Here is a 24,668-nt window from a genome sequence, read left to right as displayed (position 1 = left end):
TTATGCTTAATTTTAAGGGATTTGTTGGTGGTGCTGTTGTTGGTGCCTCATCGTTGGGCCTTGCCGGTCTTAAGCTCTTTCAAACCAAGATGGTAAAGGAGATAGAAAGCCCCAAGAGCTTTGAGGAGACCTGCAGGGCTATTGAGAGGGTAATACCTGAATTTGCCGATGAGGGTTGGGGTTTTCCCTTTGATAAGTGGAATTTTTATAAGGTGTTTGAGTCCAGGAATATCGAGGTTGAGGGCATAAGGAATATAATGGTGTATTTTATATGCAACGCAGGGCTTGCTGCAACGGTTATAAACGAAAATAATGCCATGATGGGTATAATGCCCTGCTCATGGGCTGTGAATGAAAAGGATAACGGCAAGGCATATATAGCCAAAATGAATATAGGGCTTATGTCAAAGATGTTTACGGGTAAAATCAAGGAAATGATGTTGGAGGTTGAAAAAACAGAGAAGGAGATGTTAAGAAGGATTTTCAGCTAAAAGAAAGAAGCCGGGCCTTAAAGCCCGGCGATTTTTTAAACCTCAACGCCGACCCTTAAGCCGCCCCAGTGTTTACCATCCACATAAATCGGCACAGACATGTCATACATAGCATTGCCTGTATCCCTTAGGTATGTCTGAACAAGCAATGGGTCTGTGTTTTTAGCGCAGGCAAGACCCACAGGGTCGTCAAATTTCCTTTTGGATCTATTGCCTATTAAATCCTTCTCGTAATCTCCAGTTAATGGTTTGTCGTATATGGAGTTGTGCGCTGCAGCATAGCCGTTATTATCAACCAAAAGGAAGTATTTGAACTTATTGTTCTTTGCCAGATACTTATCCTCGATGGGCTGTATGTATTTCTTTACAAAGTCTGTAAATCTCGTTTCGTATTTTTGCGGATTGGTGTTTGGTATGGGTTGATAGTTTCTATCCCATATATCCGACGATGATATAACGCCGTTTTTTATGGCGTTTTCTATCGTTTGCTCTATCTCAGACTTTGCTTCCCTTAAGAGTTTGTATATATCCTCCATCGGGTGGTCTATCCTGAGCTTTTGGAGCATCTTGAATGCCTGGTTGGACACCTCCGTTAAGTCAACACTCTGGCCAGCGACCTCGTTGAGGCTGTTTACAACCTCTCTTGTTGATTGGGTTACCGTTGTAACGGTTTGTGTAACCTCCTCGATAGAGGCAGACTGCTCCTCAACAGCCGCAGTAATATTGGATAGCATCTGAGAGGCCTTTTCGATTTCTGATACCACACCTTCGAAGGTATCCTTTATTTTTGCAGTCTCTTTACCGCTTTCTTTAATCTTGCTTGCTATTTTTAGATTTTGCTCAATGAGCTTTTCGGCATTAATACTAACCGTGTTAATCATTTCATAAATCTCGTGTGCATTTGATTGTGTTTTTTCAGCCAGCTTCCTAACCTCATCAGCGACAACGGCAAAGCCCCTGCCGGCTTCCCCTGCTCTTGCTGCCTCAATAGCTGCATTTAAGGCCAACAGGTTTGTTTGGTCTGCAATATCGTTGATGACATTCACGATGTTTGAGATGTTTTTTAAATTGTCACCCAACTCGTTTATTAGATTTTTGCCGCTTTCCATCATCTCCACATTGGATTCCATGGTTTTTTCGACATTTTCCGCTATCTGGAGCACATCCTTTGCTGCATTCTCGATTTCTGTCATGAAGTTGCTAAACTCCTCCACATTTTTTGAAATGTCGGTTATGGCGTATGAGGCGTCCTTCATTGTTGAGTTGATGGCATCAAACTGCTCCATGTTCTCGTTTATGGCCTCGATTGTCTTTTTTAGTTCGTGATTGAATTTAGCGTTGAACACGCTGGCCTTGCCTGCTGCTGTGATAAGATTGCCAAGCACCGTGTTTATTAGTTCCCTGAATTTCTTTACGAATGTTTCAACAAAAGGAATTGATGGTGTCTTTATCTCCTTAAGTAGGTCGATTCTCTCATCGGTCAGTATTTCCTTGAATTGTTTGTTAATTTTATCGACCTGGGAGATGAGCTGATAATAGTAATAGGCTAAGTTAACGCCGGCGAATAATACGGATGCCCCTAAAAAGAACAAAAGAAAGTTGTTTTCAAAGGTTTGTTTAAAGAAAAGATACGATACAATACCAAAAATTACATACAGCAGAAAGGTAACTGCCGTAAAGCTAAACAGCTTAAACAACATAAGCCCCACCTCCAAAAAATCTTCCTCGCCTAATAATAGGTGTTAATCCTCAAAAGTCAAGCTAAGAATAATTAAAAATGATTAAAAATTAACTTAACATCTCCAGGTGAATTTTTTTATTGACAAAAGAGAAAAAAACATTATATTAGCCAACAGCAAGAGCGGGAATAGCTCAGTTGGTAGAGCACGACCTTGCCAAGGTCGGGGTCGCGGGTTCGAGTCCCGTTTCCCGCTCCATTTTTATTTACACAGAAAAAAATCCACAATAGAGGCGGCATAGCCAAGCTGGCTAAGGCACGGGTCTGCAAAACCCTGATCCCCGGTTCGAGTCCGGGTGCCGCCTCCATTTTTTTATTGTGCCGGGGTGGCGGAATTGGTAGACGCAAGGGACTTAAAATCCCTTGGAGCTATGCTCCGTGTGGGTTCGATTCCCACCCTCGGCACCACGCAAAGCCCGCTATAGCGCCAACCAGGCCGGTTAATCTTGGTTGGCTTTTTGCTTGTTTTTCCCTTTTGGCACATAGAAGAGGTGTTTGCTGCGGATATTTTTCCTGCTTTGCCGATATACCTTTGCTGATAAACTGCAAAACATGAGACCTGAATGGTTTTTCCTTGACGGTTTTGGTAAAAATCTTAGAATTTAAAAAAGAGTGGGGGTATTGTTTTATGTCCTCAATTTGGAGCTTGACAAATGCAACTATAACTTTATTGAATGTAATTGTTGCTGTTATAGGAGTTCTCTTTCTTGTTTTTGCATATGTCGAATACACTAAGTTAAAAGGACTTGAGGATAAAATAGGAAAGCTATTCAATAAAACAAAAGAAGAAATGGAGCTAATGCAAAAGGCAATGCACAAAGTCATTGCAAGTTATTCTGTAAAAGACCCGGATGTTAAAATCGGATTGCTGAAAGAAGCCGAAAGCATCTATCCACAGGCCTATAATCTTTATAATTCCATGGGATACGCCTATATAGATAAAAAAGACTATCAAAAAGCTATAGAGTGTTTTCATAAAGCAATACGATACCGCCCTGATGACCCGGCTGGCTATTCAGATCTTGCTTATGCTTACCACTTAATGGGGAATAAAGAACTTTCCGAGGAATACAAACAGAAGGCTTTGGAATTAGACCCTCAGACAAGGTTTTGGTTTTAAGAACGTTTACTCACCTATCTTTGCTTTGTCCTTTGAGTTCTTTCAGTTCAATTGCTAAGCAGGGCAGAAGAAAGAGATAAGGAAATCTTCAAAATTAGGAGCCCTAAAGCTAAGTTTTTAAGGCATTCCAATTTCTGTCAAAATTGATACTTTTTGATAGCGTGAATGTAAAATAACCAAGGTTGGGGTTTTCAGACTAAATTTAAAATTGAGACAATTAGAGGTGTTAATCAAAATGGCTCCCCCGGAGGGACTCGAACCCCCGACCCGGTGGTTAACAGCCACCTGCTCTACCGGCTGAGCTACAGGGGAGCAACACTTGCGAGTGTTAGTATATTCAAAGAAATTCATTTGTCAAATTTTTTGTTTTTTTGGGTTGAGTGGTTTTTTGGGGATTTAATTTTTCTTTAATCTTGACAAGAGGAGTGTTTTTTTAGAAAATTAAGCGAAATTTAGAAAAATCAGAGGTTTAGTATGTATAGAAAAGATTTTTCCTTAATACAACACACCCCGCTAATTCACTTTGAGAATCTCGAGAACGCAACAATTAGACCCACAGAGCTTAAGTCTAAGTTGGATAAGTTTCTTCTGGTCAAATGTAAAGATTTTCTGGATGCAGGTGATCCAAAAAATAAAGATGATCTCATTAAGTTTAAGACCAAATACAGATACAAGGTTTTTGTTAAAGCAAACAATATAAAAATTGAAGGGATCGAGAAGAAAACACCGTTGTACTTTGGAAATCTTGGTAATAAGAAACCACCCAAGAATTATTCTGAAGCCGATAAAAATTACAAGAAACCGCATGAAAAGTGGTTTTCGAGGTCATTGTCTAAGATAACCGTTTCCTTTTTTAGTTTTAACAAGACCTTATTGGACTGTATTGAGAATAATTTTGAGGCGTTTTTAGCAAGCACGAATTTTGGCACAAGACAGAGTAAGGGTTATGGAAGCTTTTATTTAGCTGATAAAGAGTTTAAGCCAAATCTTATAGATGGTTTTGTTTACAAGCTGAGAATCAACAAAAGCGATTGGATTGAAGCGTTGAAAGATGTAGATTTATTTTATAGATTCTTAAGGCAAGGTATAAATAGAGTTTCTTTTAACAAAACCAAAGAAAGTAGAATAACGGTTTTTTACTGCAAACCAGCAGTATTTTCCTATGTGAAGAAAATATTTCCTGATATAGAATGGGAAAAGAGGGTTATAAAGCAAAACTTTTTTTCGGATGCTCTTGTATCTCAAGCAAAAAATTATCCATACAGCGATGTTTTAAAATCGGGTGATAAAAAAAGGGATATTAGGGATATTTTTGGTTTATCTTCAAATGAAAGGTGGTTTACTTATTCAGCTTATATTAAAAAAATTGACCAAAGTGGAAAAATAAAAAGATTCAAATCACCTATCACCATAAAACCAATTAAAGTATCAAATGGTTTCGATGTGTATTTCTTTATGGATTGGAGAAAAGAAGAGAGACTGGATGAATTTCTTGGAACATCTCTAAAAATAGAAGCAACGGGCAAATTTATTGATTGTAAGCCTTTTAAAATTAAGGTTCTTGAGGATTTTGATTTTGATGATTTCTTTAGGTATGTATCTGAAGTAAAGCTCGATGAATATGTCGATAAAGAATATCACGGCTCTAAAGATTTTGGGCAACTAAAAGGGATGCTAAATAATTTTGAGAAGGTGAAGTAGCTATGTATTATGGAATAACAATTTCCCCTATTGTTGAGACCATATCTATGGGAAGAAAGATGGCTGAGATTTGGGCTGCGAGTTATATGTTCAGCTATATGATGAAGAATTTAGCCTCCAAATTAAAAGACAATCCTGATGTGAAATTTTTGGTGCCTCATGTGGAAGATAGTCTGTTTGAGAAAAGGGATGGTGGCATTGGAAGGTTTGCCGATAGAATAATTATCGAAACAAAAAAAGAAATAGATGGAGATCTAAACAGGTTTGTGCAAGAAGTAAAAGAAAATGTGTCAGAACTAATTGCAGATGCAATAAATGAGGATAAAAACAGGGTTTTTGAGTTTATAAACACATACATAAGAATCCCATATATAAAGGTATTTCAGGATTTTAAAAACCCTATAAAAGAAGTGAGCCGCTTGTTAAACAATATAGACTATTTTGAGTGCCCTTCGGATTATAAAGATTATCTTCAAAGGTTCTTAATAAGAGAAAGAATTTTAAAATCAAGGCTCTATAAAGATTGCGGAAAAGGGGGTTATGAAAGTATTGCAGAGATTGCCAGCAAGGGTAGCGGCGTGAAGGTAAAATTTGCACTGGATAAAGAGGAAGATGATTATTACAAAGCTTTAAAGGAACAGCTAAAAGAAAGCGAAGAGCCGTTTTTAAAGGTTTATAAATACATAGCCATAGTTCATGCAGATGGAGATAACTTAAGCAAGGTTGTAGAAGAGAAAGGCAAAAAGACATCCGAGATGATATTTAACTTCACGAAAGAAGCAGAAAAAATATTATTAAAGAAAGATAGGGGATGCAATATTGTTTTTATGGGTGGAGATGATTTACTATTCTTCTCTCCCGTCTATTTCAGAGATAAAAGCACCATATTTGATTTAATAGATGAATTAAGAGAAAAATACGATGAAGCATTTAAGGAGTTTAACAAAAATACGCAAAGCGGTATTCAGACTTCCTTGAGCTTTGGTGTAAGTATCTCCTATTACAAATTTCCCCTTTATGAGGCACTGAAGGAATCAAGGGAGGCTTTGTTTGCAAAGGCTAAGTCCAAAAAGAACGCTGTTTGTGTAAAAGTTAGAAAACACAGCGGCCAGTTGTTTGAGTTCACAGAACAATTCGACAGCGACATTTATACGGATTTTAAGAATTTATTGAAAAGAGCACTATCGGATGAGATAGAATTTCCGCACTCTTTTCAATACAAATTAAGAAACTTAAAGGCCCTTATTGAAAACAACATAAACTTGGACAATTTCTTTGAGAATTTCTTTAACGAGGAGATACACAAAACCAAATTTAAAGCAGGTCTAATTGAGGTTAAGGGTTTGCTTGAAAAGTATAAAAACAGAGTAAAAAAAGGGAGTTTTGATGAGGAGTTTAACAATCTCTTTTCCATGTTGAGTATGATAAAGCTATTGGAAGGTAGGGAAGATGATTAGAAAGTTCTTAACATTGACCCCATTAACGCCATATTTCTTTGGAGGGGAACACACATTTAGCGTTGATGATTTAAGGAGCGAGGAAAAAGCAAGGTTTTTTGCAAAAAGCTTCAAGTTGCCACAACAAACGACGATTCTGGGCATGTTAAGGAAGGAGATTTTAAGAGCAAAAGGCAAACTAACCACGCATAAAAGGGGAGAGTGGGTTGATCTGCCTAAAAGAAACCCAAATCAAGATAATCCTGAATTTATAGAAGTTGTAAAATTGGTGGGAGATAAGCCTTTTGATTTTGATGCCCAAGAAGAACTGGATTTTGGAATTATTAAAAGTATATCAAATGTATTCTTAGTAAGAGACAGAAAAATTTACTACAGAGCACCAGCTGATTTGAAACTAAACCCAAGAAAGATAGAGGGGGTGGAACTTTTTTTGGGCAATTTTAAGAAGGATTTTATAGATTTTGGAATAGACCCAAAGAAATATAGCTTCGGCGGTTTTATACATAAAAGCGACTTTGTGAGTGAGGATGACATATTTGAAGAGGTCTGGAGTGTAGGCATAAACAAGGGTTCTAAAGATGAGGGTTTTTTTCAGAAGATAATGTACAGACTGAAAAACGGCTTCAGTTTTGGTTTGGCTGTTGAGTTAGAAGAAGAAGTGAATCTTGAGGGAGTAGTGCAGCTGGGTGGTGAAAACAGTCTTTTTAAACTAACCCTTGAGGATGGTTTTGAGGACTTTGATTTTGATAAAAAAGACGGATTTGAAAGGATTGTTATCTTAAGTGATACCATTCTGCCACCCAAAGCCCTTAAGTGGTGCGACTTTATTTTGGGTGAAAGCAGGATAATCAGAAACATAACAAGAACAGGAAACCGAAAGAGCTCGAGGAAGAGGGTGCTTGAAGCAGGAAGTGTTATCTATACCCATAACAGGCAAAAGCTAAAGGAGTTTCTGGATATAGCAAACCTGCAAAAAATAGGTATGAATAGATACAAGGAGTGTTGAAATGAATTACAAAAACAGGGTTTTTATTATCGAGAATATTACAAACATGCATGTGGGCAGTGGAGAGGCAAACTTTGGAATTATAGACAACCTTATCCAAAGGGATGTGTTAACAGGGTATCCAACTATACATTCTTCTTCATTGAAGGGTGCATTAAGGGAGTTCTTTGAGGTAGGCCTAAAAGAGAGCAAAGAATTTATAAAGTATGTGTTTGGTGATGAAAACAAAAATCCCGGTAGTGTAAAGTTTTTTGAAGCCATGTTTTTAGGCATGCCCTTAAGGAGTTCAAAACAACCGTATGTTTTTGCAACATCGGCATTCGCCTTAAAGAACCTGCTTGATTTTCTTAACCATTTGGGTGTTGAAATGCCGTTGAATGAACAATTGAAAGGGTTTCTTGAAGGAATCAAAGATAGCGGTAATATCATTTCAAACGGCGATTACGAGGTAGAAGATGAAGATAAAAAGGTCACTAAAAGTGATGTTGATTTAAGCGTATTAACCGAACTTTTCAAAGAGGAAAGGATAATAGTGTATCCTGAGAAACTTGAGTACAAATTCAAAGAGTATGTGGAGGATTTACCGACAATAGCCAGAAACAAGTTAGAGAATGGTATAAGTATAAATCTATTTTACGAGGAAGTTTTGTCCAAAAAGAGCAAATTCTTTACTGTATTTTCCTTTCCAACAAATTTAAACAAAGACGACAAGGAACAATTGGAGAGGTTTGAGGAGGGGTTTGTATCTGAGATAACATCACCCAAAAATGTAATTCAACTCGGTGCAAACGCATCCATCGGTTATGGAATATGCAGATTCAGGGAGATAGAAAAATGAACAAGGTGGAGAAATATATACCGAAAGCTTTAGAGGCAGTAAAAGAGAAAATAGCATCTAAAGATGGAAAGGTAGCAAAGGAATACAACGGATATATATCATCATTTGGTGCTTCAATAAGACAGGCAGGCATCTTGCCAACAGTGCTGTTTTTTGAAAACAGAAATGCGGGTTCTCAAGAGGATAGAAGCAAGGTTTTAAGGGCAATCGAATACATATTAGACATAGGTGAGGGTCAAATTAAGGATGTGGCACTAAAGAAAAAAAAGGACATCGAGGCGGCCGCTGTCGCACTTAAGCTTGCACTCAGAACATTTAAACTTGAGGGGCAGGAGAAAAATGAACAAAGGCAAAAATGAGAATGTAATTGTTAAGGGCAATTTAGGGTGGCTGTTCTATAAGAGGTTGTATGTTAAATCAAATAAAGGTGGAAATAAGATTAAGGTTGATAGCGGGGTTCTTGATGGTCTTAAGTCAAGGGTTGATTATGAGGATGACCTATTAAAGGAAATCAGATTAATATCCACACACGGCTTTAGACTCAAAGTAGCATATCCGGGTCTCCTTGTAGGTGTAGGTTATTTTCACGGTCTTCCTGATGACAACTCGGATATAAAGATGGGTTTCTACTTTGATTACACAACGGGTTTGCCAACTATACCATCAAGCAGCATAAAGGGGGTTTTAAGGAGTTTCTTTGAGGATACCGACAAAGCCATCAAGAAGGAAAAAGAAGAATTTATAAGGGATATTCTAAGAAAGAGAGACCTAAACATAGACCAACTCAAGGATGAAATATTTGAAGGAATAAGACATAAAAACGGTTCCAAAGAAAACATACCCCTGTATGAAAGGGACAAGTTTCTCGATGCTTGCATTGTAACAAAAAACGCCCCTATTTTGGCTGAAGACTATCTTGCACCACATGAACCGTTTAAGGAGCCAATACCTATAAAAATGATTAAAGTCAGGCCTGGAGTTGAGTTTGAATTTAACTTTATACTCCGCGACGGGATTATATCCGCAGATGAGAAGGAATACTTGTTCTTTAGGTTGTTGTTGGAAGGTGGAATAGGAGCAAAAACGGCATCGGGATATGGTCATTTCGAGATGGTTGAGTTGGACGAAGCCAAGAGAAAGAGAGATGGGGAATTAAAGGCAAAAAGAGCAGAAGCCGAAAAAGAGCAAGAGGAGAGAAGATTAAAGTCTCTGTCAAAAGAAGAAAGGCTGTTTGAAGAGTATAGAAGAAAAAATGAATTGACAGAGTTGGTCAACAAGATGAAAAACAATGAGATTGACCCAAATGAATATGACTTTAAAAAGCTTGCAGCCTTTATAAAAAACGAGTTTGATAAAACCCCCAAGCAGAAAAAGAAGAAAATGGGCAAGAAGGCAAGGGAAAGGATGGAGTATATTCAAAGTTTACTAAACTAAGAGGTAAGTTTTGATACTGGTTAGCGTAATCGGCGATTATTTTTCATCTGTTGCGCCTATTTTTTATCAGCTCAAAGATGAAATAAAGACGCATATTATCATCTCAGACAAATCCGAAAGATCGAAAAAGAAAGCCCATAAATTCAAAAAGGGTGTTGATGGTTTCTGTGATAAATATAACCTCGATATAAGAAACACGCTTTATACTATCGATGAACACTCTTTTTCATCTATCGACAAGGCTATAAGGTTTATTTTTGATTTGGCAGATAAAGATATCTTTATTAACACAACCGATGGGCTGTCTTTTATTAACACCTATATGTCACTAAAAACCCTGCCGCTTGGCGCAAAAATTGTCTCATACGATATATTTGATAATGTTTACTCAATCGTTGATATGGGTGGCATAAAGAAGGAAAAAATAACAGATTCAGTTCCAATAAAGGACCATTTTTTGCTCAAAGGCATTGAGGTTTTAGAGTCAAAAAGCGAAGTTATACCCAATAGGCATCCAGAAAAAATAAAATTGCTATTTACAAAACTGTTTAGAGATTACATCGACTTTAAAAGGGCCTATGTTTTGTCTGCAAACAAGTTTGATTTTTTGTTTAATAATGAAAAATTTAAGGATGTAAAAAGAATTCTTAAAGAGATTGGCCTGTTGGATAAATTTAATAAAGTTGAAAATTTTAACCAAGTTATATTGGGCGATCCGCTGGAATATTATGTTTATATCTTAGCAAAGGAGCTTGGCTTTGACGATGTTAGGGTGGGTTTAAGAATAGAAAACGAGGGTGTTGAAAATGAGTTTGATGTTTTACTAATGAAGGATAATCATTTGCATGTTATAGAGTGCAAGAATAGAAGACCGACAAGTTGGCGTAACCAATATGGCGTGAATTTAGAAAGCCTGCTTTTTAAGTATGCGACGCTTAAATCTATTATAGACGATGAGGGTAGGGGGGCCGTCGTTATAACAGGTAGATTAAGCGATATAAGATACGAAACCATAAAAAGGGGCTCGATTCACAACATAACCTTTATGAGCACCAATAGGTATTTAAAGGACAACATGAAGAGATTTTTCCTTGAGGGTGTGAATGATATTTACCAGGGAGAATTTAAAAAGAGTTTCTTTAAAAAGAGAAATACATTTACCAGAAAAGGAAATAGAGAACCTATTTAGAGCTCTCCAAAATTCTACTTATATACCAGAACCCCCTCAAAAAATAGAGTTAAAAAAACACGATAAGATAAGACCCATAACAATAGCCTCAAAAAAGGATAAAATCGTACAGGCATTGCTTCACGAATATCTAACAGAACTGTTTGATTCTTCATTTTCAGATAAATCCTATGCTTACAGGCCAAACAAAGGACCACTAAAGGCGGTTAATAGAACCTTTGACTACATAAAAAGGGGCGAAAAATATGTGCTTAAAACAGATATAAAAGATTTCTTTGAGACAATTGACCACTCCCTTTTGATTTGCATGCTTAAAGAGAAAATAAAAGATGATAGTCTGATAGATTTGATTATGATGTATATAAAAATTGGAACTGTTAAGAATTTGGAATATGAGGATCATAATCTTGGTGTTCATCAGGGCAATATAATATCTCCCATACTTTCAAATATATATCTTGATAGGATGGACAAGTTTTTAGAGAGACACGGATTTAATTTTGTTAGATTTGCCGATGATTTTGTTGTTTTTGCAAAGACGCACGATAGAATTGAACTCATCCACAGAAACCTAAAGAGATTTCTAAAGGTTTATAAACTGGGTCTGAATGAGGAAAAGACATATATAACCACAACCGACTCCGGCTTTGCTTTTTTAGGAGCCTATTTTACAAACAGATTCAGGACAATTGATAAAGAAAGAGTAAAAAGAATCCAACAGAAACTTCAAGACTACTCCCGTTTACCGTTTGATGAGTATGTAGAGAAGATGAACACATACTTTACAGCTTTAAAAAATTATTACCTAAGAATCTCACCAGATAACAAATTCATTAAATCTGCCGTTATTGAGTCTCTTACAAACGCTATGATTATTTCAAAAACGAAAGGGTTTGTAGCATCAAAGAGCAAACTCAGAGAGAAATCTAAAAATATTCTATTTTTGAACATGTTTACAAATAAACAAGGCGTAATAAATCTATGTTTGAAAAAAGCCCACAATAAACTCATAACGGTAGATCAGAAGATAAAAAAGAAGAAGGTTGAAACCCAGAAAAGGCTCCTTGCCTCATCCGTAATCCATGTCAATAGATTTGGCGTTATGCTGGGTGTTAGTAGGAATAAGCTTGTTTTGAAGAAAAACAGGAGAGTGGTAAAATCCTTTCCTATTAAAAAGGTCGAAAGGATAATTTTTGAAGGAAGGGGTTTTCTTTTAAGTAGCGATGTCATTTATCGATGTGCAAAAGAGAAGATTTTTTTGGATTTTATTGATAAAAAGCACTTTCCTTATGCAAGTATTAGCTACTACAAGGCTTCAACGCATCAAAATATACACAAGCAAGCAATTATTTTAGGAACACCGAAGCAACTTGAGATTGCAAAATCCTTTGTTTTAGGAAAACTCAAAAATCAGAAAAACTATTTGAAGTACCTAAACAAATACCACGATATATTGGACATAGAAATAAATGGGCTCAGCCAATCTATAAAAAAGGCTGAAAAAGCAAGAGATATAAACTCTTTAATGGGTATAGAAGGCGGCGGCTCAAATCTTTATTGGAAGGCCATCTCAAAAGTCATAAAAAGGGATTTCTCAAGGATAACAAAGGATGCGAAGGATGAAATTAACTCAGCCTTAAATTACGGCTATGCCATACTATACGGCAAAATAAGGCAGGCTTTAATCTATGCTGGCCTTTCTCTTCATATTTCATACCTACATACTCTTGATTCTACCAAACCAACGCTGGTATTCGATTTGATTGAGGAATTTAGAACTTACATAGTTGATAGAACCATTTTTTCCATGATTAATAAAAACGAAAAAATAGAGGTTGATTTGGAGGGTAAGCTTACACTGGAGTCAAAAAAGAACATCTCAAAAAACATTTACGAACGCCTTGCAAGTTATACTATCTACAGAAAGGAGCAAAGAAAGTTGGAAAATGTCATATTTATGCAGGCTTTAAGGCTCAAGGATGCTATTTTAAAAGATAAAAAATACAGGCCCTTTATTGGAAGGTATTGATGTTTTTTCTTATTGCTTACGATATAGACGATGACAAAAGAAGAAAAAAGGTCGCTTCAATACTTGAAGGCTATGGTATCAGGGTAAACTTCTCTGTTTTTGAGGTTGAGCTTAACAAGACGCAACTAAAAGAGCTTGTGAGGGAGCTAAAAAGCGTTAGCAAAAGAAGAGATAATATTAGGTTTTACCACATCTGCAAAAGCTGTGTTGAAAAATCATTTTTACTTCATTCTAATGGCGGTGTTTTCTGTGGTTTTGATGGTTTTGTATAACGGTTTCGATTCTCCAACTTTTTTACCCCTTATTTTTTACATAATTTCGTTATCGCTTCAAAAAAGTTGGAGAATCCCATATTTTTGTCTTTCTGAAAATCGATTCTCCAACTTTTTGATTTTTGCGATTTTTGGATGTTGATTTGACGCCATTTTCTAAGGGGTGTTTTTGCAAAAGTTGGAGAATCGAGGGTTATTTTGTATCTTACAAGGTGATTCTCTAACTTTTTCAAAAGTTAATTTGTTGTCAAAACGCCAATATCTGAAAATGACATGCCCAGAATGCAGGGTTTGAAAATGAATTTAGGCATACATTCTCCAACTTTTTTCTATCACTGCATAGAAACAACAAGAACCATTGATTTGAAAAAATCGGCAATTTGCATTATGCTTAGTTATAACACCAGTCGACTGGGGAGTATGTTAAATGGTGATTTCGAGACTTTTTTAATAAAATCAATAAATCTTTGTCTCGAGATCTCGTCGACTGGGGAGTATGTTAAATGGTGATTTCGAGACGTCTAACGGCCTCATTCAAAACACCTCCTTTAGTTTATTTTGTCGACTGGGGAGTATGTTAAATGGTGATTTCGAGACGGATTGTTGTTATAGCAGTACCCACGTAGAATCCATATTGTCGACTGGGGAGTATGTTAAATGGTGATTTCGAGACTTCGTTTCCTCGTCCAGCTCTGTGGATCCAATAATGGCTCCGAACAGTCGACTGGGGAGTATGTTAAATGGTGATTTCGAGACAATACAACAATTTGTTTAATAACATTACAACATCATCAACTTTTGTCGACTGGGGAGTATGTTAAATGGTGATTTCGAGACTCGATCCTACGAAGCAAATATTTCAACTCTATCAAGATTGTTGGTCGACTGGGGAGTATGTTAAATGGTGATTTCGAGACTTGCTATAATCCCGTAAGGGACTTCACCAAGTGTTTTCTTCGTCGACTGGGGAGTATGTTAAATGGTGATTTCGAGACACTTGGGTGATTTTAGGGATAATATACATAGCAATCATTGTCGACTGGGGAGTATGTTAAATGGTGATTTCGAGACACCACGTCTGTATAGTGTTCCTCTTTGACTTTTTGCAGTTGACCCGTCGACTGGGGAGTATGTTAAATGGTGATTTCGAGACAGATGTAACAACTCCTACATAGAACCCTGTCTTGAACCATTTCTGTCGACTGGGGAGTATGTTAAATGGTGATTTCGAGACTTGATATGCTCTCTCCCAATCCATATTGAGGAATCCGTTAGAGTCGACTGGGGAGTATGTTAAATGGTGATTTCGAGACATATCAGGAGGCAATTTGTCAGTGGTAACAAGAACTTTGTCGACTGAGGAGTATGTTGAATGGTGATTTCGAGACAAGTTGACCAAATCCCCCAGATGCTCAAACTCCTTGCTCCAGGTCGACTGAGGAGTATGTTGAATGGTGATTTCGAGACAAGTCTCAGCATCCGTAAACTGTGGAGCAGTTCTTCGAATGAAAGTCGACTGAGGAGTATGTTAAATGGTGATTTCGAGACCTCAATCCTATCCCCGAGAAGGCTTGAGTCCTTCTCAAGGGTTTGTCGACTGAGGAGTATGTTGAATGGTGAATTCGAGACAGTTTTTGAAGTCCAAGTAAGAAATCCTCTGCTCTAGAAGTCGACTGAGGAGTATGTTGAATGGTGATTTCGAGACGTGTCTGGACGGTCGATATTTGTCAACTCGTCCAGAAAGAGCAGTCGACTGAGGAGTATGTTGAATGGTGATTTCGAGACTTTTCTCAAACTAAGTAAGAAATCCTCTGGTCCAGAATACATGTCGACTGGGGAGTATGTTAAATGGTGATTTCGAGACGAATTCACCATTCTGACACCTCCTCTAAAATTTTATTCGAGTCGACTGGGGAGTATGTTAAATGGTGATTTCGAGACATAAAACCTATTTTTATAAAGAGGAGCCTCAAAGAAGACAGCGGGTCGACTGGGGAGTATGTTAAATGGTGATTTCGAGATGGTTGAAGCAATGTGCTGTTCAGCCACAAGTATTCATAGGAGGTGCAAAATGAAGACTGCTGTGAAGATAGCAATTATTGTGACTGGTGTTGCCGGTCTGATACTTTTTAGAATTAAATATCCTGGTGCAAAATCACCAATTATGATGTAGCGTAGACTAAAGAGTACATTGAATGGTGGTTTATCAGCTATACCCCAATTTTCACATACGGAAAGAAATTAGAATACTTGAGTGTTTTGTTATATTGATTGAGGGAGAAATAATAAAAAAGGAAGGAGTGGAAAACAATGGGCTATCCCGTGTTTTCCACCTATTTTATCGAGGTAACTCTGACTATTTGAATTTTATTTCGAGCTCTATTTGAGTTTCTCCTTTTCTGCCGATAATAGATTCAACATTAGTTATAACCCTACACTTTTAAGACAATCTATTCTACTTGTTACTTCGTTCTTTTCACTTTTTAGTGATAAAATTTCAGTCTCGAGCTGCTCTTCTATAGGTCCGTAAGATTCATTTATAGCTTCCTCAATAAACGACTTCAAATTATTTTCAATCTCATTGGTTATCTCTCTTGCTAAACTATTAGCTCTAATCATATTTTCTCTTAATTCTTTCTCCATGTCCATTTGCTTTTTGATTGAAATACCAATTTCCACAATAGAAAAAATTACTACCAAGCGCTGGGCCCATTTTCCTGCCCATTTAGTAAGCGTTCTTTTCCACCTTCCTTTAATTCCAGGTACTTTAAATTCTCTTAGTTTTAAAAGAAGAGAATATAGGCCTTTTTGGGTTACTTCTTTGTTTTTTAGCACTTTCAAGCCACTCTCAATGTACTCTCCTATTCCAGAGTCTTCTCCACCTAATTGGTTTTCTAATTCCTCTAATTTTTTAATGGTTAGATTTACCTCGCCCAGAATAAATTCGGATGATTGTTGTAATTTATTGGAAATTTCATTCTGTATTTCCAATATTTCTTTTCTAATGTAGTTTTCTAAAGTGTAAGAATCCGTATTTTCTAACAACAAGCTTCTAATCTTTTCCCTCATATCTATGATTTTCTTCTCAATTAAAGCAAAAGCCTCGTATTTCACCCTTTCCTTTCCTTTTCTTATGCTTAATGGCACCCTTTCTTTTTCTTTTAATACTGCATCTTCTATTTGATTGCTTAGAGATTCTATCTTATCACTAATAAAATTAGAAATGAGGTTTTCTACGGTCGTCAATATATTTTCTTTAGATTGCATAGCTGCCTTTACTATGGCTTGTTCAAGGGTCCTTATCCCGCTTTTCTCTAATAATAATTCCTTGTTCTCTTTTTTTGCTTTTAAAGCGCTTTTTAGGTTAACAAAATAACTTTCTATATTATCAGACTTAAAACCCGTTTCGTTCATTACTTTAATTAAGTTTCCCTCGATTCTATTAAGCATTCTTTGTCCTTCTTTGTTATCAACACCACTTTTGTTGTTTAGAACAATTATGACCTTCTTATTCATCTTTAAAATTTCTATTATTTTCTCATAAACTTTTCTCTCTTCAAAAGAGGCATCACTGCTCATCACAAAAAGCACTACTTCGCATTTTTTTAGATGTTCTTCTGTTACCCTCTCATGTTCTATAGGTGCATCGATTCCTGGCGTATCATAAATGATAACACCGTTAATTTCATATTTCTGCACCTTATCAGTTTTTGGCACATCATCTACCTCGGCCACATCTCTTCCAAAAAGGGCGTTTATTAATGTGCTTTTTCCAGAATTATATATGCCGTAGACCATTAAATAAGGTCTGAATTCCTCAAGTTTCTCTCTAACCTTTTTTTCTAATTCGAGAACATCAGAATCTCCTGGCAAACATTTTTTTATACTTTCGATTTTTTCAAGATAGTAGTTTTTGTTTATCAAGCCATTTTCCATACTTCACCCCCTTATTTCTTGCAATAACCTATTCATTTCATTTTCAAAATTCTCTATCAACTCATGTATTTTGAGTGTCGCTTTATCAATTTCGTACAAAAAGCTCTCCAAAATATAGTCATAAGCACCTTGAACCTCTTCAGTTTTGGTTTTGATAAGATCCTCTCTTAGTTTTGCCAGCGTTTCTTCTTTTGTATCACCGATTTTTATTGTTTCTACCTTTGTTGTGGAAACAGCTTTACCAGCTTGCATTCCCATGATTAAACCTACTACGCCACCAATTATTGTGCCTATTGGCCCTGCTTCTGATCCCACAATAGCTCCTTCTATGGCTCCACCAATAACTCCACCAATAGCTCCACCAATAACTCCACCTACATCCTTGTATACTTTTTCTCTTGAAATCTCTATCTTCTCATGCTTTTCTTTTATCTTGTATTTTTCTGGATCGAGATTGATACTAAAATTGAGCAATGCTTGATCGAACTCATCAAAAACACTTTTTAAATTATCTATCGTAAAACCTTTAATTTCATCGTTAACCTCTTTAACTATCTCTTTTACCTTTAACTTGATATTCGTAGATTCTATTTCTCCTCTCTTTTTAGCTACAACAAAGTTTACAATTTGATAAACATCGTTTACCGAATCGCTCTTTAGTCTCTCAAGTTTTTTTCTTATTTCCGCCTTTTTCTCATCGAGAAAAGTGAGCTGTTTTTTTAGATTGCTTATGTTTTCAAGTACGGTATTTTCTATAAATCCTCCTATTCTTTCTTCTCTTGAGCTTTTTTTAACAAATTCGGCCTTTTTAACCAGTTTTTCATTCATAAGATGATAGAATTCTTTTATATTGCTCCCCTCGAACAACTCTTCGTTGTTTTCTTCAAGCCCTTTCTTTGCAGTTAAAACAGAGATAGATATTATATTTTTCAATATCTCATCCTTTACATCATTTATCTCTTCCTTAAGCCTTTTTCTTACATCTTCTTCTTGGGCCTTGCGTGTGCTTGGACTTTTGTTGACGATTATCTTAACAATTTCACCATCCTTTTCGTCTTCTTCAAATGTGTCTGATTTTGTAATCACAATATAGAAGACCTTGTTGTACTCTATTAGCTCGCCTATTTCTTTCATTTCTGTTCTTTGCATAGGCGAATCAGAAGAAGTAGGAAAGATTATAAAATCGGCTGCGTTTATATACTGTTTGGCCAGTTCGCCGTTTTCCTTATTCATAGACGCTAAACCAGGCGTATCAATCCAAGCTAACCCATCAAGCTTAAAACCCTGTATTTCCGAAGTACATTCCAAAGTGTCCGTCTTAAATCCTGAGTCATCCTTTATTTCCTGTAGCTCTTCTATACTTTGTTTATTACCCGCTTTGTCGTAAACAAAAAAGAACGGCTTTTTATTAAGTTTTTTGCTGATTGGGTTTTTGGCTACAAAATTGCCAAGCGTGCTTTTCCCTGCTTTCACTTTACCATAGATTATAACAACAAATTCATTTCTAAGCTCCTCCCTGAGCTTTTCCTCTTTGATTAATTTGTTTATTTCTGCATTCCAAGCATTTACACCGTTTTTTATATTCTCTAAAACATTGGTTGCCAGTTCGTACATGTCCCTATTTTTTCTTAAACTGCGCGCTATATCAGTTGCTTCCACTTTTTTGGAGAAACCTTCCAGTATCTTATTTATCCTCTCAAGAAATGCCTGGGAATCCTTTGAATGAACACTTATTTCCTCTATTCCCCTATAAAATTTCTCCATTACCTCAGTGTTCATCCCTGCATACTCCTTTTAATTTTTTCTAATTCATTAATCGCTTCAACTATCCTCTTTAACTCGCTTTCCTTTTGTTCTATCTCATAACAAAGGTTTTTATATTGTTCTCCTGCAGACACCAGAAAAACATTTTTAAAGTCTATACGTTTAGAGCCTAACTCATGGATATCCGACCCACTGGGCTCAAAGTTTATTGTAACTCCATATTTGTTTTTCATGAATATAGCAGATTGGCTTTTGTATGAGTTCAACTCCCTGCTTAATATATATCTTCGCCTCTCCTCTTCCTGTTTTTTTCTTTTTAAATACTCGCTCTCGTCTTTCTTTCTATAGGCATGAGATGGCGGTGTTGGCGTTGGCTCAGGGTCAACTAATTCTTTTATTTGATTATAAATGTATTCAACTAAATCATATATAATAAACATACGATCCTCCACTTATAAAGCTTTCTTGTACTCTTCTATTGTAGAATTTATTAGCCACAATTCCTCAAAAATGTCTGACTCAAATTTTTGCTTTTCTTGTGTTAGAATATTTACTTCTTTATACAGTTTTTTAGCTCTTCTGTTTAAATTAGATATTATAGAATCTATGGTTTTTATAACTTTCTCTTTTTTAGAAGCCATCATTTTGTCAGCATTTAATCTAATTATAGTAAAAATCGCATCCATCAAGGAAACTATACCACTTTTTTCAATAAAAATATTTTTGTTTTCCTTTACACCCTTAAAATACCTTTTGGCCGACACCTCTTTTATGTAAATATCAGCTCCTAAGTATTCCTTTATTTGGCTTTTTATTTTATTTTTTACCCTTTCAACCTCACCCTCTTCCAATTCATCTATACGAGACAACACAAAAATCGTTCTATCTGCAAATTCTCTAACATCCTTAAAACTCTTTCTAATCAGATGTAAAAACTCCACTTCTTTGCTTGCAAGCTCACCTGTTGAAGGGTTATGAACAAAAAGTATAGCATCAATATCCATGACAGCGTCTAAAACCCTTCTGTCGTCGTCTTCCCTTGCATCTATACCAGGTGTATCCATGTATACAAAATCATCCATATCTTTTATTTCTATTCTCTTTGTTTCTCTTTTGTCGGCTACTTTGAAAGTTCTGTTATCTAAATCGTCAATCAAAGCGTTTAATATTGAGCTCTTGCCGTGGTTATATAAACCTATAGCGGCAACTACAGGCTTTCTGTTTTTTTCCATATTCTCCAACAAATGTTTCAGTTTTTTTAGGTCTTCCGATGCTATTGGGACAAGTCTTTCTATTTCTATGATTTTTTCCATTGCATCCATTTCTTCACTCCTCTAAAGTGTTATTAGAGTTTCACCTTGAATATAGAGTGAAACATAAGCTTTAGAAAAATTATAAAGCAAAATTAATAGCTTTGGGTCTATTTCAAAATAATTAATAACTTTTTTCAACAGTTCATTCTCTTCAATACTCATATAATCATCAATTAAAGCAAGGCTAAACAGCTCAACAACTACAATGTTTTTAGAAATTTTCCTTTTAAAATTAGACAGAACATCATATAAATCAAACTCTTCCTCGTTAAAACCAGGGTCTTCCATATTCATTTCTCTCAAAAAAGAAGAGACAATATCCTTTTCTTCCTTTGAAAACCTTTTGTCTATTTTCGCCAGGTAATAAGCAAGTTTAATAAAAGCTTTTTTTTCGTCATCAGTGAGTTTATTCAGAAACACATTACACCTCCTAAAATTGTGTTTTTACTAAATTCTAATCCCATAAACTAACCCTGTCAAATACTATCCCCACCTCTGTTGATTCTCCAACTTTTTTACCCCTTATTTTTTACATAATTTCGTTATCGCTTCAAAAAAGTTGGAGAATCCCATATTTTTGTCTTTCTGAAAATCGATTCTCCAACTTTTCGATTTTTGCGATTTTTGGATGTTAATTTGACGCCATTTTCTAAGGGGTGTTTTTGCAAAAGTTGGAGAATCGAGGGTTGTTTTGTATTTTACAAGGTGATTCTCTAACTTTTTCAAAAGTTAATTTGTTGTCATGACGCCAATATATGGAAATGACATGCCCAGAATGCAAGGTTTGAAAATGAATTTAGGCATACATTCTCCAACTTTTTTGCATCACTGCATAGAAACAACAAGAGATATTGATTTGAAAAAATCGGTAATTTGCATTATGCTTAGTTATAACATCAGTCGACTGAGGAGTATGTTAAATGGTGATTTCGAGACTTTTGCAGTTGACCCTCGAATGTCATCATAACTCACCTGTCGACTGAGGAGTATGTTAAATGGTGATTTCGAGACATAAAATGTATGTTTCCAGCTTTCGCTCTGACATTCTGATAAGTCGACTGAGGAGTATGTTAAATGGTGATTTCGAGACATTAGATACAAAATAAAACCGAATGAAATGATTATAATAAGTCGACTGAGGAGTATGTTAAATGGTGATTTCGAGACTCCATCCAGTCCTCTACTTTCGGAGCGTCTACTTCAAATGTGGTCGACTGAGGAGTATGTTAAATGGTGATTTCGAGACATTCTTTTTTAAGTTCCTATAGAGTGTGAGAATAGAAGTTGTCGACTGAGGAGTATGTTAAATGGTGATTTCGAGACATAATCAAGCCGCTGCAGAACCCATATTTGAACCAGTCGACTGAGGAGTATGTTAAATGGTGATTTCGAGACCTTTCTCTATATAGTTATCTGGTTTGTCTTTCAGTAGTAGTGTCGACTGAGGAGTATGTTAAATGGTGATTTCGAGACGAAATACTCGTTGGGTTTATCTTTTAGCAATAACTTCGACAGAACGTCGACTGAGGAGTATGTTAAATGGTGATTTCGAGACCTGCGTTGCTATACATCGGAGCTGTTCGCTTAATAAAATTGACAAGTCGACTGAGGAGTATGTTAAATGGTGATTTCGAGACGAGATATTTCGCCTCAACGAGCAGTGTTCCGACGATTAGACCGGAGTCGACTGGGGAGTATGTTAAATGGTGATTTCGAGACGAATGCCACATAATCTAGATGATGTCCATTCAACTCGTATTCAACTGTCGACTGAGGAGTATGTTGAATGGTGATTTCGAGACGTGTACTGAGGAGCAGACCTTTTTATGAAATTGATTAGTCTCGTCGACTGAGGAGTATGTTGAATGGTGATTTCGAGACATCTTTAAACCATTTCCTTAGCTGTTGCGCAACAAACTGTCGACTGAGGAGTATGTTGAATGGTGATTTCGAGACATTCCATCATCCCAGAAATATACGTTAATCTTAGTCTTGTCGACTGGGGAGTATGTTGAATGGTGATTTAATTACTCCCCGATTTTGATATTTGTGAGATCTATTGACTATTGGGATTGAGTATGCAAAATAGTGATATGGTTTTCCTATTAGGTGGCAGAGATTTGGAGATGTGCGCCATAAAGAGGATACTAAAAAAGCATGGCGTTAAGTTTATCGACAAAAACCTTGAGTGGGGCGCAAAGATTAGTGCATACAAGTCAGAGCTTGAGCAGTTCAAAAACCAAACAATTTATGCCGTAGAGCTTGAAAACGACCTTAACATAAAAAACGGCAATGTTGTTTTTATAGACCACCACAACGATAATTCAGATAAACCCTCAAGTATTGAGCAGGTAGCAGTGATTTTAAATCATAAATTAAGCAGATTTGAATATGCAGTTGCGTTGAATGATAAGGCTTATATTAAGGCCTTAATGAACGAGGGATTTGGCATGGCTGATATAGAAAGAATAAGAAGGCTGGATAGACTGTGCCAGGGTGTGTCAGAGCAAGAAGAAGAAGCGTCAAAGAGTGTGGAATTAAAGAGAATTATTTACTTTAACTATGAGCGCTTCTCCCCGCTTTGCGATAGGATTTTCTTTGAAAAGCCGTGGATGGAGTTTATTGTCTATAATGATAGGCTTGCGATGTTTTATGGCTTTGATGTGGAGGATTTACAAAACTATCTTGAAAAAATTGGGATTAAGGCCGATTTTTGGGGAGGCGGCGAAAGAGGGTTTTTGGGCGTTAATAAAAAAATAGATAAAAATGTGCTAAAGAGGGTTCTAATGGCTGTTGGTAGACCTGTTAGTACACATACCTTTATGTTTCCTTTTGTGATCAAGGATTACGATAAATTCAGAGATGCGCTCAATAAATGTGAATTTGGAGAGTGGCGGGAAGCTAAAACAGAATTGAACTCTGCTGGGCTTTATAACGAGTTTTCTTATTTTTATCCGCATATAAGAAAAGTGCTTTTTCCAAGAACTGGTGAAAATTCTCTAAGTGAGACAAAAGAGTTAATCGCTGAAGAAGGATCTGTTTATAAAATCAAAATCAAAATGAAAAAAGAAGAGAATGAGTTTTCTTTGATTTTAGAGAAGCTTACGCTTTATGTGTTCGATAAAAGTATTGGCATTTTATCGTTTCATCTTAAAAACTACGAATACAACGAAAATGAGATACTCAAGATAAACGACTTTGGAAGAAGGATATATCCGCAATTTTTGAAAAAAAATAATGATTTTGTGGAAGCAGCGAAAGATGCTTTTTTGGCGGATAGGATAGAACTTAAGATAAACGGTCATACTGTTGTTGAAGACTTTTCTAATTTTAAAAGCTTGGATGGTGAGATTGCCAAGTTGGATAGGGTTGAATCAAAGATGATACCGTCGTTTATCAAAAAGATAGTCGGAGATGCGGTTCTGCCTATAATTGACGATAGGATGTTTGTTGTCAGCTTTCATTTGGATGAGAAGAAAAGGGTTTTAAATAGGCTTATGAAGTTCGATAGTGGTGAGTATGGTTATGTTGATGACGATTGGTGGTATAAGTTTCTGTTTGTTGATGGAAAAGATAAATCATGTGCCAATAGGGTTTTTTGTAAGGAGGTCGTGAAAGAGTCAACTTACGATAGATGGATTGATTGGGGCACTTTATGGGGTATAACGAGATATTCGTTTGTGGGCATAAGCAGCGCGGATTTTATCATGGAGCATGCAAATAGCATGTATTTCGATATGGTTATTCTTCTATTGTCTTATAAGGCCTATCTTGTTTATCTGAATACACAGGTGCAAAAAATGGTGCAATTGATAAGCGAAAAAGAGAGTTTTGATAATATATCAGAAGAGGCAAAGGGGATTTATGAAAAATACTTAAGTTTTCTAAACGGCATATATTTCAAGGAAATAACACCCCAGGATCAGGGTATTGAAATTTACAGGAAGGCCTTTGCTGTGATGGGCATAGAGGGTTTGCTAAAGGATTTTGATAGGGAGATTGAAGAGCTGAACAACTATATCAATTTCAGGGTTGAGAGTAAAAGGAATATGGAGCTGGATAGCCTGAATAAGCTGGGCTATCTTTTGCTGCCTCCATCTTTAATTGCAGGAATCTTGGGTATGAATGTGGGTAATTTCGATAAATGCAACAATTTTTTAGGAATAGTGTTAGGTATCTTCGCCCTTGTTTTATCGTTTGTTGCGGGCTTTCTTGGACTTAAACAAGGCAAATACACAAAACTTTCTGGCCTAATACTATTTCTTATCTCCTTTGCAATTGTAATATTATTGAGTTTCGGATGTTTTTATTTTTCCGGGTAATACTAATTCAGCTTTATAGAGGTGCAAAACCAGCACCCCAACTCACCATTCCCAACCC

Annotated in this window: 18 protein-coding genes, 4 tRNA genes and 2 CRISPR repeat arrays; of the genes, 15 read left to right on the top strand and 7 right to left on the bottom strand. The window is 36.3% G+C overall.

Annotation, left to right across the window (positions count from 1 at the left end; all coding sequences use genetic code 11):
- Positions 1 to 2 precede the first annotated feature (2 nt).
- A complete protein-coding gene (locus D891_RS0105995) occupies positions 3 to 491 on the top strand; it encodes a DUF302 domain-containing protein (RefSeq protein WP_025270219.1) in 489 nt (162 codons plus the stop codon).
- Positions 492 to 526: 35 nt separating this feature from the next.
- Here D891_RS0105995 and D891_RS0105990 read toward each other — a convergent pair whose 3' ends face one another.
- Complete coding sequence (locus tag D891_RS0105990) at positions 527 to 2,191, bottom strand: methyl-accepting chemotaxis protein (protein WP_025270218.1); 1,665 nt, start codon at positions 2,189 to 2,191, stop codon at positions 527 to 529.
- A 161-nt stretch (positions 2,192 to 2,352) separates the two neighbouring features.
- Here D891_RS0105990 and D891_RS0105985 point away from each other — a divergent pair.
- From D891_RS0105985 to D891_RS0105970, 4 genes are all read left to right on the top strand, one after another.
- Positions 2,353 to 2,428 (top strand) — tRNA-Gly (locus D891_RS0105985).
- A 33-nt stretch (positions 2,429 to 2,461) separates the two neighbouring features.
- Positions 2,462 to 2,537: transfer RNA gene (locus tag D891_RS0105980), tRNA-Cys, on the top strand.
- A 12-nt stretch (positions 2,538 to 2,549) separates the two neighbouring features.
- A tRNA-Leu gene (locus D891_RS0105975) sits at positions 2,550 to 2,637 on the top strand.
- A 220-nt stretch (positions 2,638 to 2,857) separates the two neighbouring features.
- Entirely contained in the window at positions 2,858 to 3,349 is a 492-nt protein-coding gene (locus tag D891_RS0105970) for a tetratricopeptide repeat protein (RefSeq protein WP_025270217.1), read from the top strand.
- A 236-nt stretch (positions 3,350 to 3,585) separates the two neighbouring features.
- On the opposite strand, the gene D891_RS0105965 is transcribed toward D891_RS0105970, so the two are convergent.
- Positions 3,586 to 3,661 (bottom strand) — tRNA-Asn (locus tag D891_RS0105965).
- A gap of 162 nt (positions 3,662 to 3,823) precedes the next feature.
- Between D891_RS0105965 and D891_RS0105960 the strand changes: the two genes are divergently transcribed.
- The 9 genes from D891_RS0105960 to cas2 are packed head-to-tail and all read left to right on the top strand — an operon-like array spanning position 3,824 to position 13,275.
- Complete coding sequence (locus D891_RS0105960; RefSeq protein WP_025270216.1) at positions 3,824 to 5,050, top strand: hypothetical protein; 1,227 nt, start codon at positions 3,824 to 3,826, stop codon at positions 5,048 to 5,050.
- A 2-nt stretch (positions 5,051 to 5,052) separates the two neighbouring features.
- Positions 5,053 to 6,507, top strand: a complete 1,455-nt coding sequence (locus D891_RS0105955; RefSeq protein ID WP_025270215.1) for a Cas10/Cmr2 second palm domain-containing protein — start codon at positions 5,053 to 5,055, stop codon at positions 6,505 to 6,507.
- Entirely contained in the window at positions 6,500 to 7,513 is a 1,014-nt protein-coding gene (locus tag D891_RS0105950; RefSeq protein ID WP_025270214.1) for a type III-B CRISPR module-associated Cmr3 family protein, read from the top strand. The genes D891_RS0105955 and D891_RS0105950 overlap by 8 nt, the downstream gene beginning before the upstream one ends.
- A 1-nt stretch (position 7,514) precedes the next feature.
- Positions 7,515 to 8,351, top strand: coding sequence for a type III-B CRISPR module RAMP protein Cmr4 (cmr4, locus tag D891_RS0105945; protein WP_025270213.1), 837 nt, complete (start codon positions 7,515 to 7,517; stop codon positions 8,349 to 8,351).
- A complete protein-coding gene (locus D891_RS0105940; protein ID WP_025270212.1) occupies positions 8,348 to 8,710 on the top strand; it encodes a type III-B CRISPR module-associated protein Cmr5 in 363 nt (120 codons plus the stop codon). Before cmr4 ends, D891_RS0105940 begins: the two co-directional genes overlap by 4 nt.
- Positions 8,691 to 9,785, top strand: coding sequence for a type III-B CRISPR module RAMP protein Cmr6 (gene cmr6 / locus D891_RS09530; protein ID WP_025270211.1), 1,095 nt, complete (start codon positions 8,691 to 8,693; stop codon positions 9,783 to 9,785). The genes D891_RS0105940 and cmr6 overlap by 20 nt, the downstream gene beginning before the upstream one ends.
- A gap of 10 nt (positions 9,786 to 9,795) precedes the next feature.
- The gene (locus tag D891_RS0105930) at positions 9,796 to 10,974 is read left to right on the top strand and encodes a Card1-like endonuclease domain-containing protein (RefSeq protein WP_025270210.1); all 1,179 of its coding nucleotides are present in this window, start codon (positions 9,796 to 9,798) and stop codon (positions 10,972 to 10,974) included.
- Positions 10,889 to 13,003 (top strand): CRISPR-associated endonuclease Cas1, encoded by a 2,115-nt coding sequence (gene cas1 / locus D891_RS0105925; RefSeq protein ID WP_025270209.1) that lies wholly within the window; start codon positions 10,889 to 10,891, stop codon positions 13,001 to 13,003. Before D891_RS0105930 ends, cas1 begins: the two co-directional genes overlap by 86 nt.
- Positions 13,003 to 13,275, top strand: a complete 273-nt coding sequence (gene cas2 / locus D891_RS0105920) for a CRISPR-associated endonuclease Cas2 (protein ID WP_051453566.1) — start codon at positions 13,003 to 13,005, stop codon at positions 13,273 to 13,275. Before cas1 ends, cas2 begins: the two co-directional genes overlap by 1 nt.
- Before the next feature lie 406 nt (positions 13,276 to 13,681).
- Positions 13,682 to 15,297: a CRISPR direct-repeat array (repeat unit 37 nt; unit sequence GTCGACTGGGGAGTATGTTAAATGGTGATTTCGAGAC).
- A gap of 402 nt (positions 15,298 to 15,699) precedes the next feature.
- Here the strand turns inward: cas2 and D891_RS0105910 are convergent.
- The 5 genes from D891_RS0105910 to D891_RS0105890 are packed head-to-tail and all read right to left on the bottom strand — an operon-like array spanning position 15,700 to position 20,708.
- Positions 15,700 to 17,211 (bottom strand): GTPase, encoded by a 1,512-nt coding sequence (locus tag D891_RS0105910; RefSeq protein WP_025270207.1) that lies wholly within the window; start codon positions 17,209 to 17,211, stop codon positions 15,700 to 15,702.
- A gap of 3 nt (positions 17,212 to 17,214) precedes the next feature.
- Complete coding sequence (locus D891_RS09195; protein WP_025270206.1) at positions 17,215 to 18,990, bottom strand: dynamin family protein; 1,776 nt, start codon at positions 18,988 to 18,990, stop codon at positions 17,215 to 17,217.
- A complete protein-coding gene (locus D891_RS0105900; RefSeq protein ID WP_025270205.1) occupies positions 18,987 to 19,415 on the bottom strand; it encodes a hypothetical protein in 429 nt (142 codons plus the stop codon). The genes D891_RS09195 and D891_RS0105900 overlap by 4 nt, the downstream gene beginning before the upstream one ends.
- Before the next feature lie 12 nt (positions 19,416 to 19,427).
- Positions 19,428 to 20,297 carry a GTPase gene (locus D891_RS0105895; RefSeq protein ID WP_025270204.1) on the bottom strand — a complete coding sequence of 290 codons (870 nt, stop codon included), beginning with the start codon at positions 20,295 to 20,297 and terminating at the stop codon, positions 19,428 to 19,430.
- Positions 20,298 to 20,309: 12 nt separating this feature from the next.
- Positions 20,310 to 20,708: a hypothetical protein gene (locus D891_RS0105890; RefSeq protein ID WP_025270203.1), complete on the bottom strand. Its 399-nt coding sequence runs from the start codon at positions 20,706 to 20,708 to the stop codon at positions 20,310 to 20,312.
- Positions 20,709 to 21,187: 479 nt separating this feature from the next.
- A CRISPR array of direct repeats spans positions 21,188 to 22,319; the repeat unit is 37 nt; unit sequence GTCGACTGAGGAGTATGTTAAATGGTGATTTCGAGAC.
- A gap of 62 nt (positions 22,320 to 22,381) precedes the next feature.
- Here D891_RS0105890 and D891_RS0105885 point away from each other — a divergent pair.
- A complete protein-coding gene (locus tag D891_RS0105885) occupies positions 22,382 to 24,610 on the top strand; it encodes a hypothetical protein (RefSeq protein WP_156919074.1) in 2,229 nt (742 codons plus the stop codon).
- Positions 24,611 to 24,668: the final 58 nt, after the last annotated feature.

It is taken from the genome of Hippea sp. KM1 (assembly GCF_000526195.1).
In the GTDB taxonomy this organism is placed as follows: domain Bacteria; phylum Campylobacterota_A; class Desulfurellia; order Desulfurellales; family Hippeaceae; genus Hippea.
This window is presented reverse-complemented; position numbering and strand designations above follow the sequence as displayed.

Excerpts from the sequence above, each read along its gene's own strand:
- D891_RS09195 (WP_025270206.1), bottom strand. The coding sequence starts at position 18,990 with ATGAACACTGAGGTAATGGAGAAATTTTATAGGGGAATAGAGGAAATA.
- D891_RS0105990 (WP_025270218.1), bottom strand. The coding sequence starts at position 2,191 with ATGTTGTTTAAGCTGTTTAGCTTTACGGCAGTTACCTTTCTGCTGTAT.
- cmr6 (WP_025270211.1), top strand. The coding sequence starts at position 8,691 with ATGAACAAAGGCAAAAATGAGAATGTAATTGTTAAGGGCAATTTAGGG.
- D891_RS0105995 (WP_025270219.1), top strand. The coding sequence starts at position 3 with ATGCTTAATTTTAAGGGATTTGTTGGTGGTGCTGTTGTTGGTGCCTCA.
- D891_RS0105970 (WP_025270217.1), top strand. The coding sequence starts at position 2,858 with ATGTCCTCAATTTGGAGCTTGACAAATGCAACTATAACTTTATTGAAT.
- cas2 (WP_051453566.1), top strand. The coding sequence starts at position 13,003 with ATGTTTTTTCTTATTGCTTACGATATAGACGATGACAAAAGAAGAAAA.
- D891_RS0105895 (WP_025270204.1), bottom strand. The coding sequence starts at position 20,297 with ATGGATGCAATGGAAAAAATCATAGAAATAGAAAGACTTGTCCCAATA.
- cmr4 (WP_025270213.1), top strand. The coding sequence starts at position 7,515 with ATGAATTACAAAAACAGGGTTTTTATTATCGAGAATATTACAAACATG.
- D891_RS0105955 (WP_025270215.1), top strand. The coding sequence starts at position 5,053 with ATGTATTATGGAATAACAATTTCCCCTATTGTTGAGACCATATCTATG.
- D891_RS0105885 (WP_156919074.1), top strand. The coding sequence starts at position 22,382 with ATGGTTTTCCTATTAGGTGGCAGAGATTTGGAGATGTGCGCCATAAAG.
- D891_RS0105900 (WP_025270205.1), bottom strand. The coding sequence starts at position 19,415 with ATGTTTATTATATATGATTTAGTTGAATACATTTATAATCAAATAAAA.
- D891_RS0105960 (WP_025270216.1), top strand. The coding sequence starts at position 3,824 with ATGTATAGAAAAGATTTTTCCTTAATACAACACACCCCGCTAATTCAC.
- cas1 (WP_025270209.1), top strand. The coding sequence starts at position 10,889 with ATGATATTTACCAGGGAGAATTTAAAAAGAGTTTCTTTAAAAAGAGAA.
- D891_RS0105950 (WP_025270214.1), top strand. The coding sequence starts at position 6,500 with ATGATTAGAAAGTTCTTAACATTGACCCCATTAACGCCATATTTCTTT.
- D891_RS0105940 (WP_025270212.1), top strand. The coding sequence starts at position 8,348 with ATGAACAAGGTGGAGAAATATATACCGAAAGCTTTAGAGGCAGTAAAA.
- D891_RS0105910 (WP_025270207.1), bottom strand. The coding sequence starts at position 17,211 with ATGGAAAATGGCTTGATAAACAAAAACTACTATCTTGAAAAAATCGAA.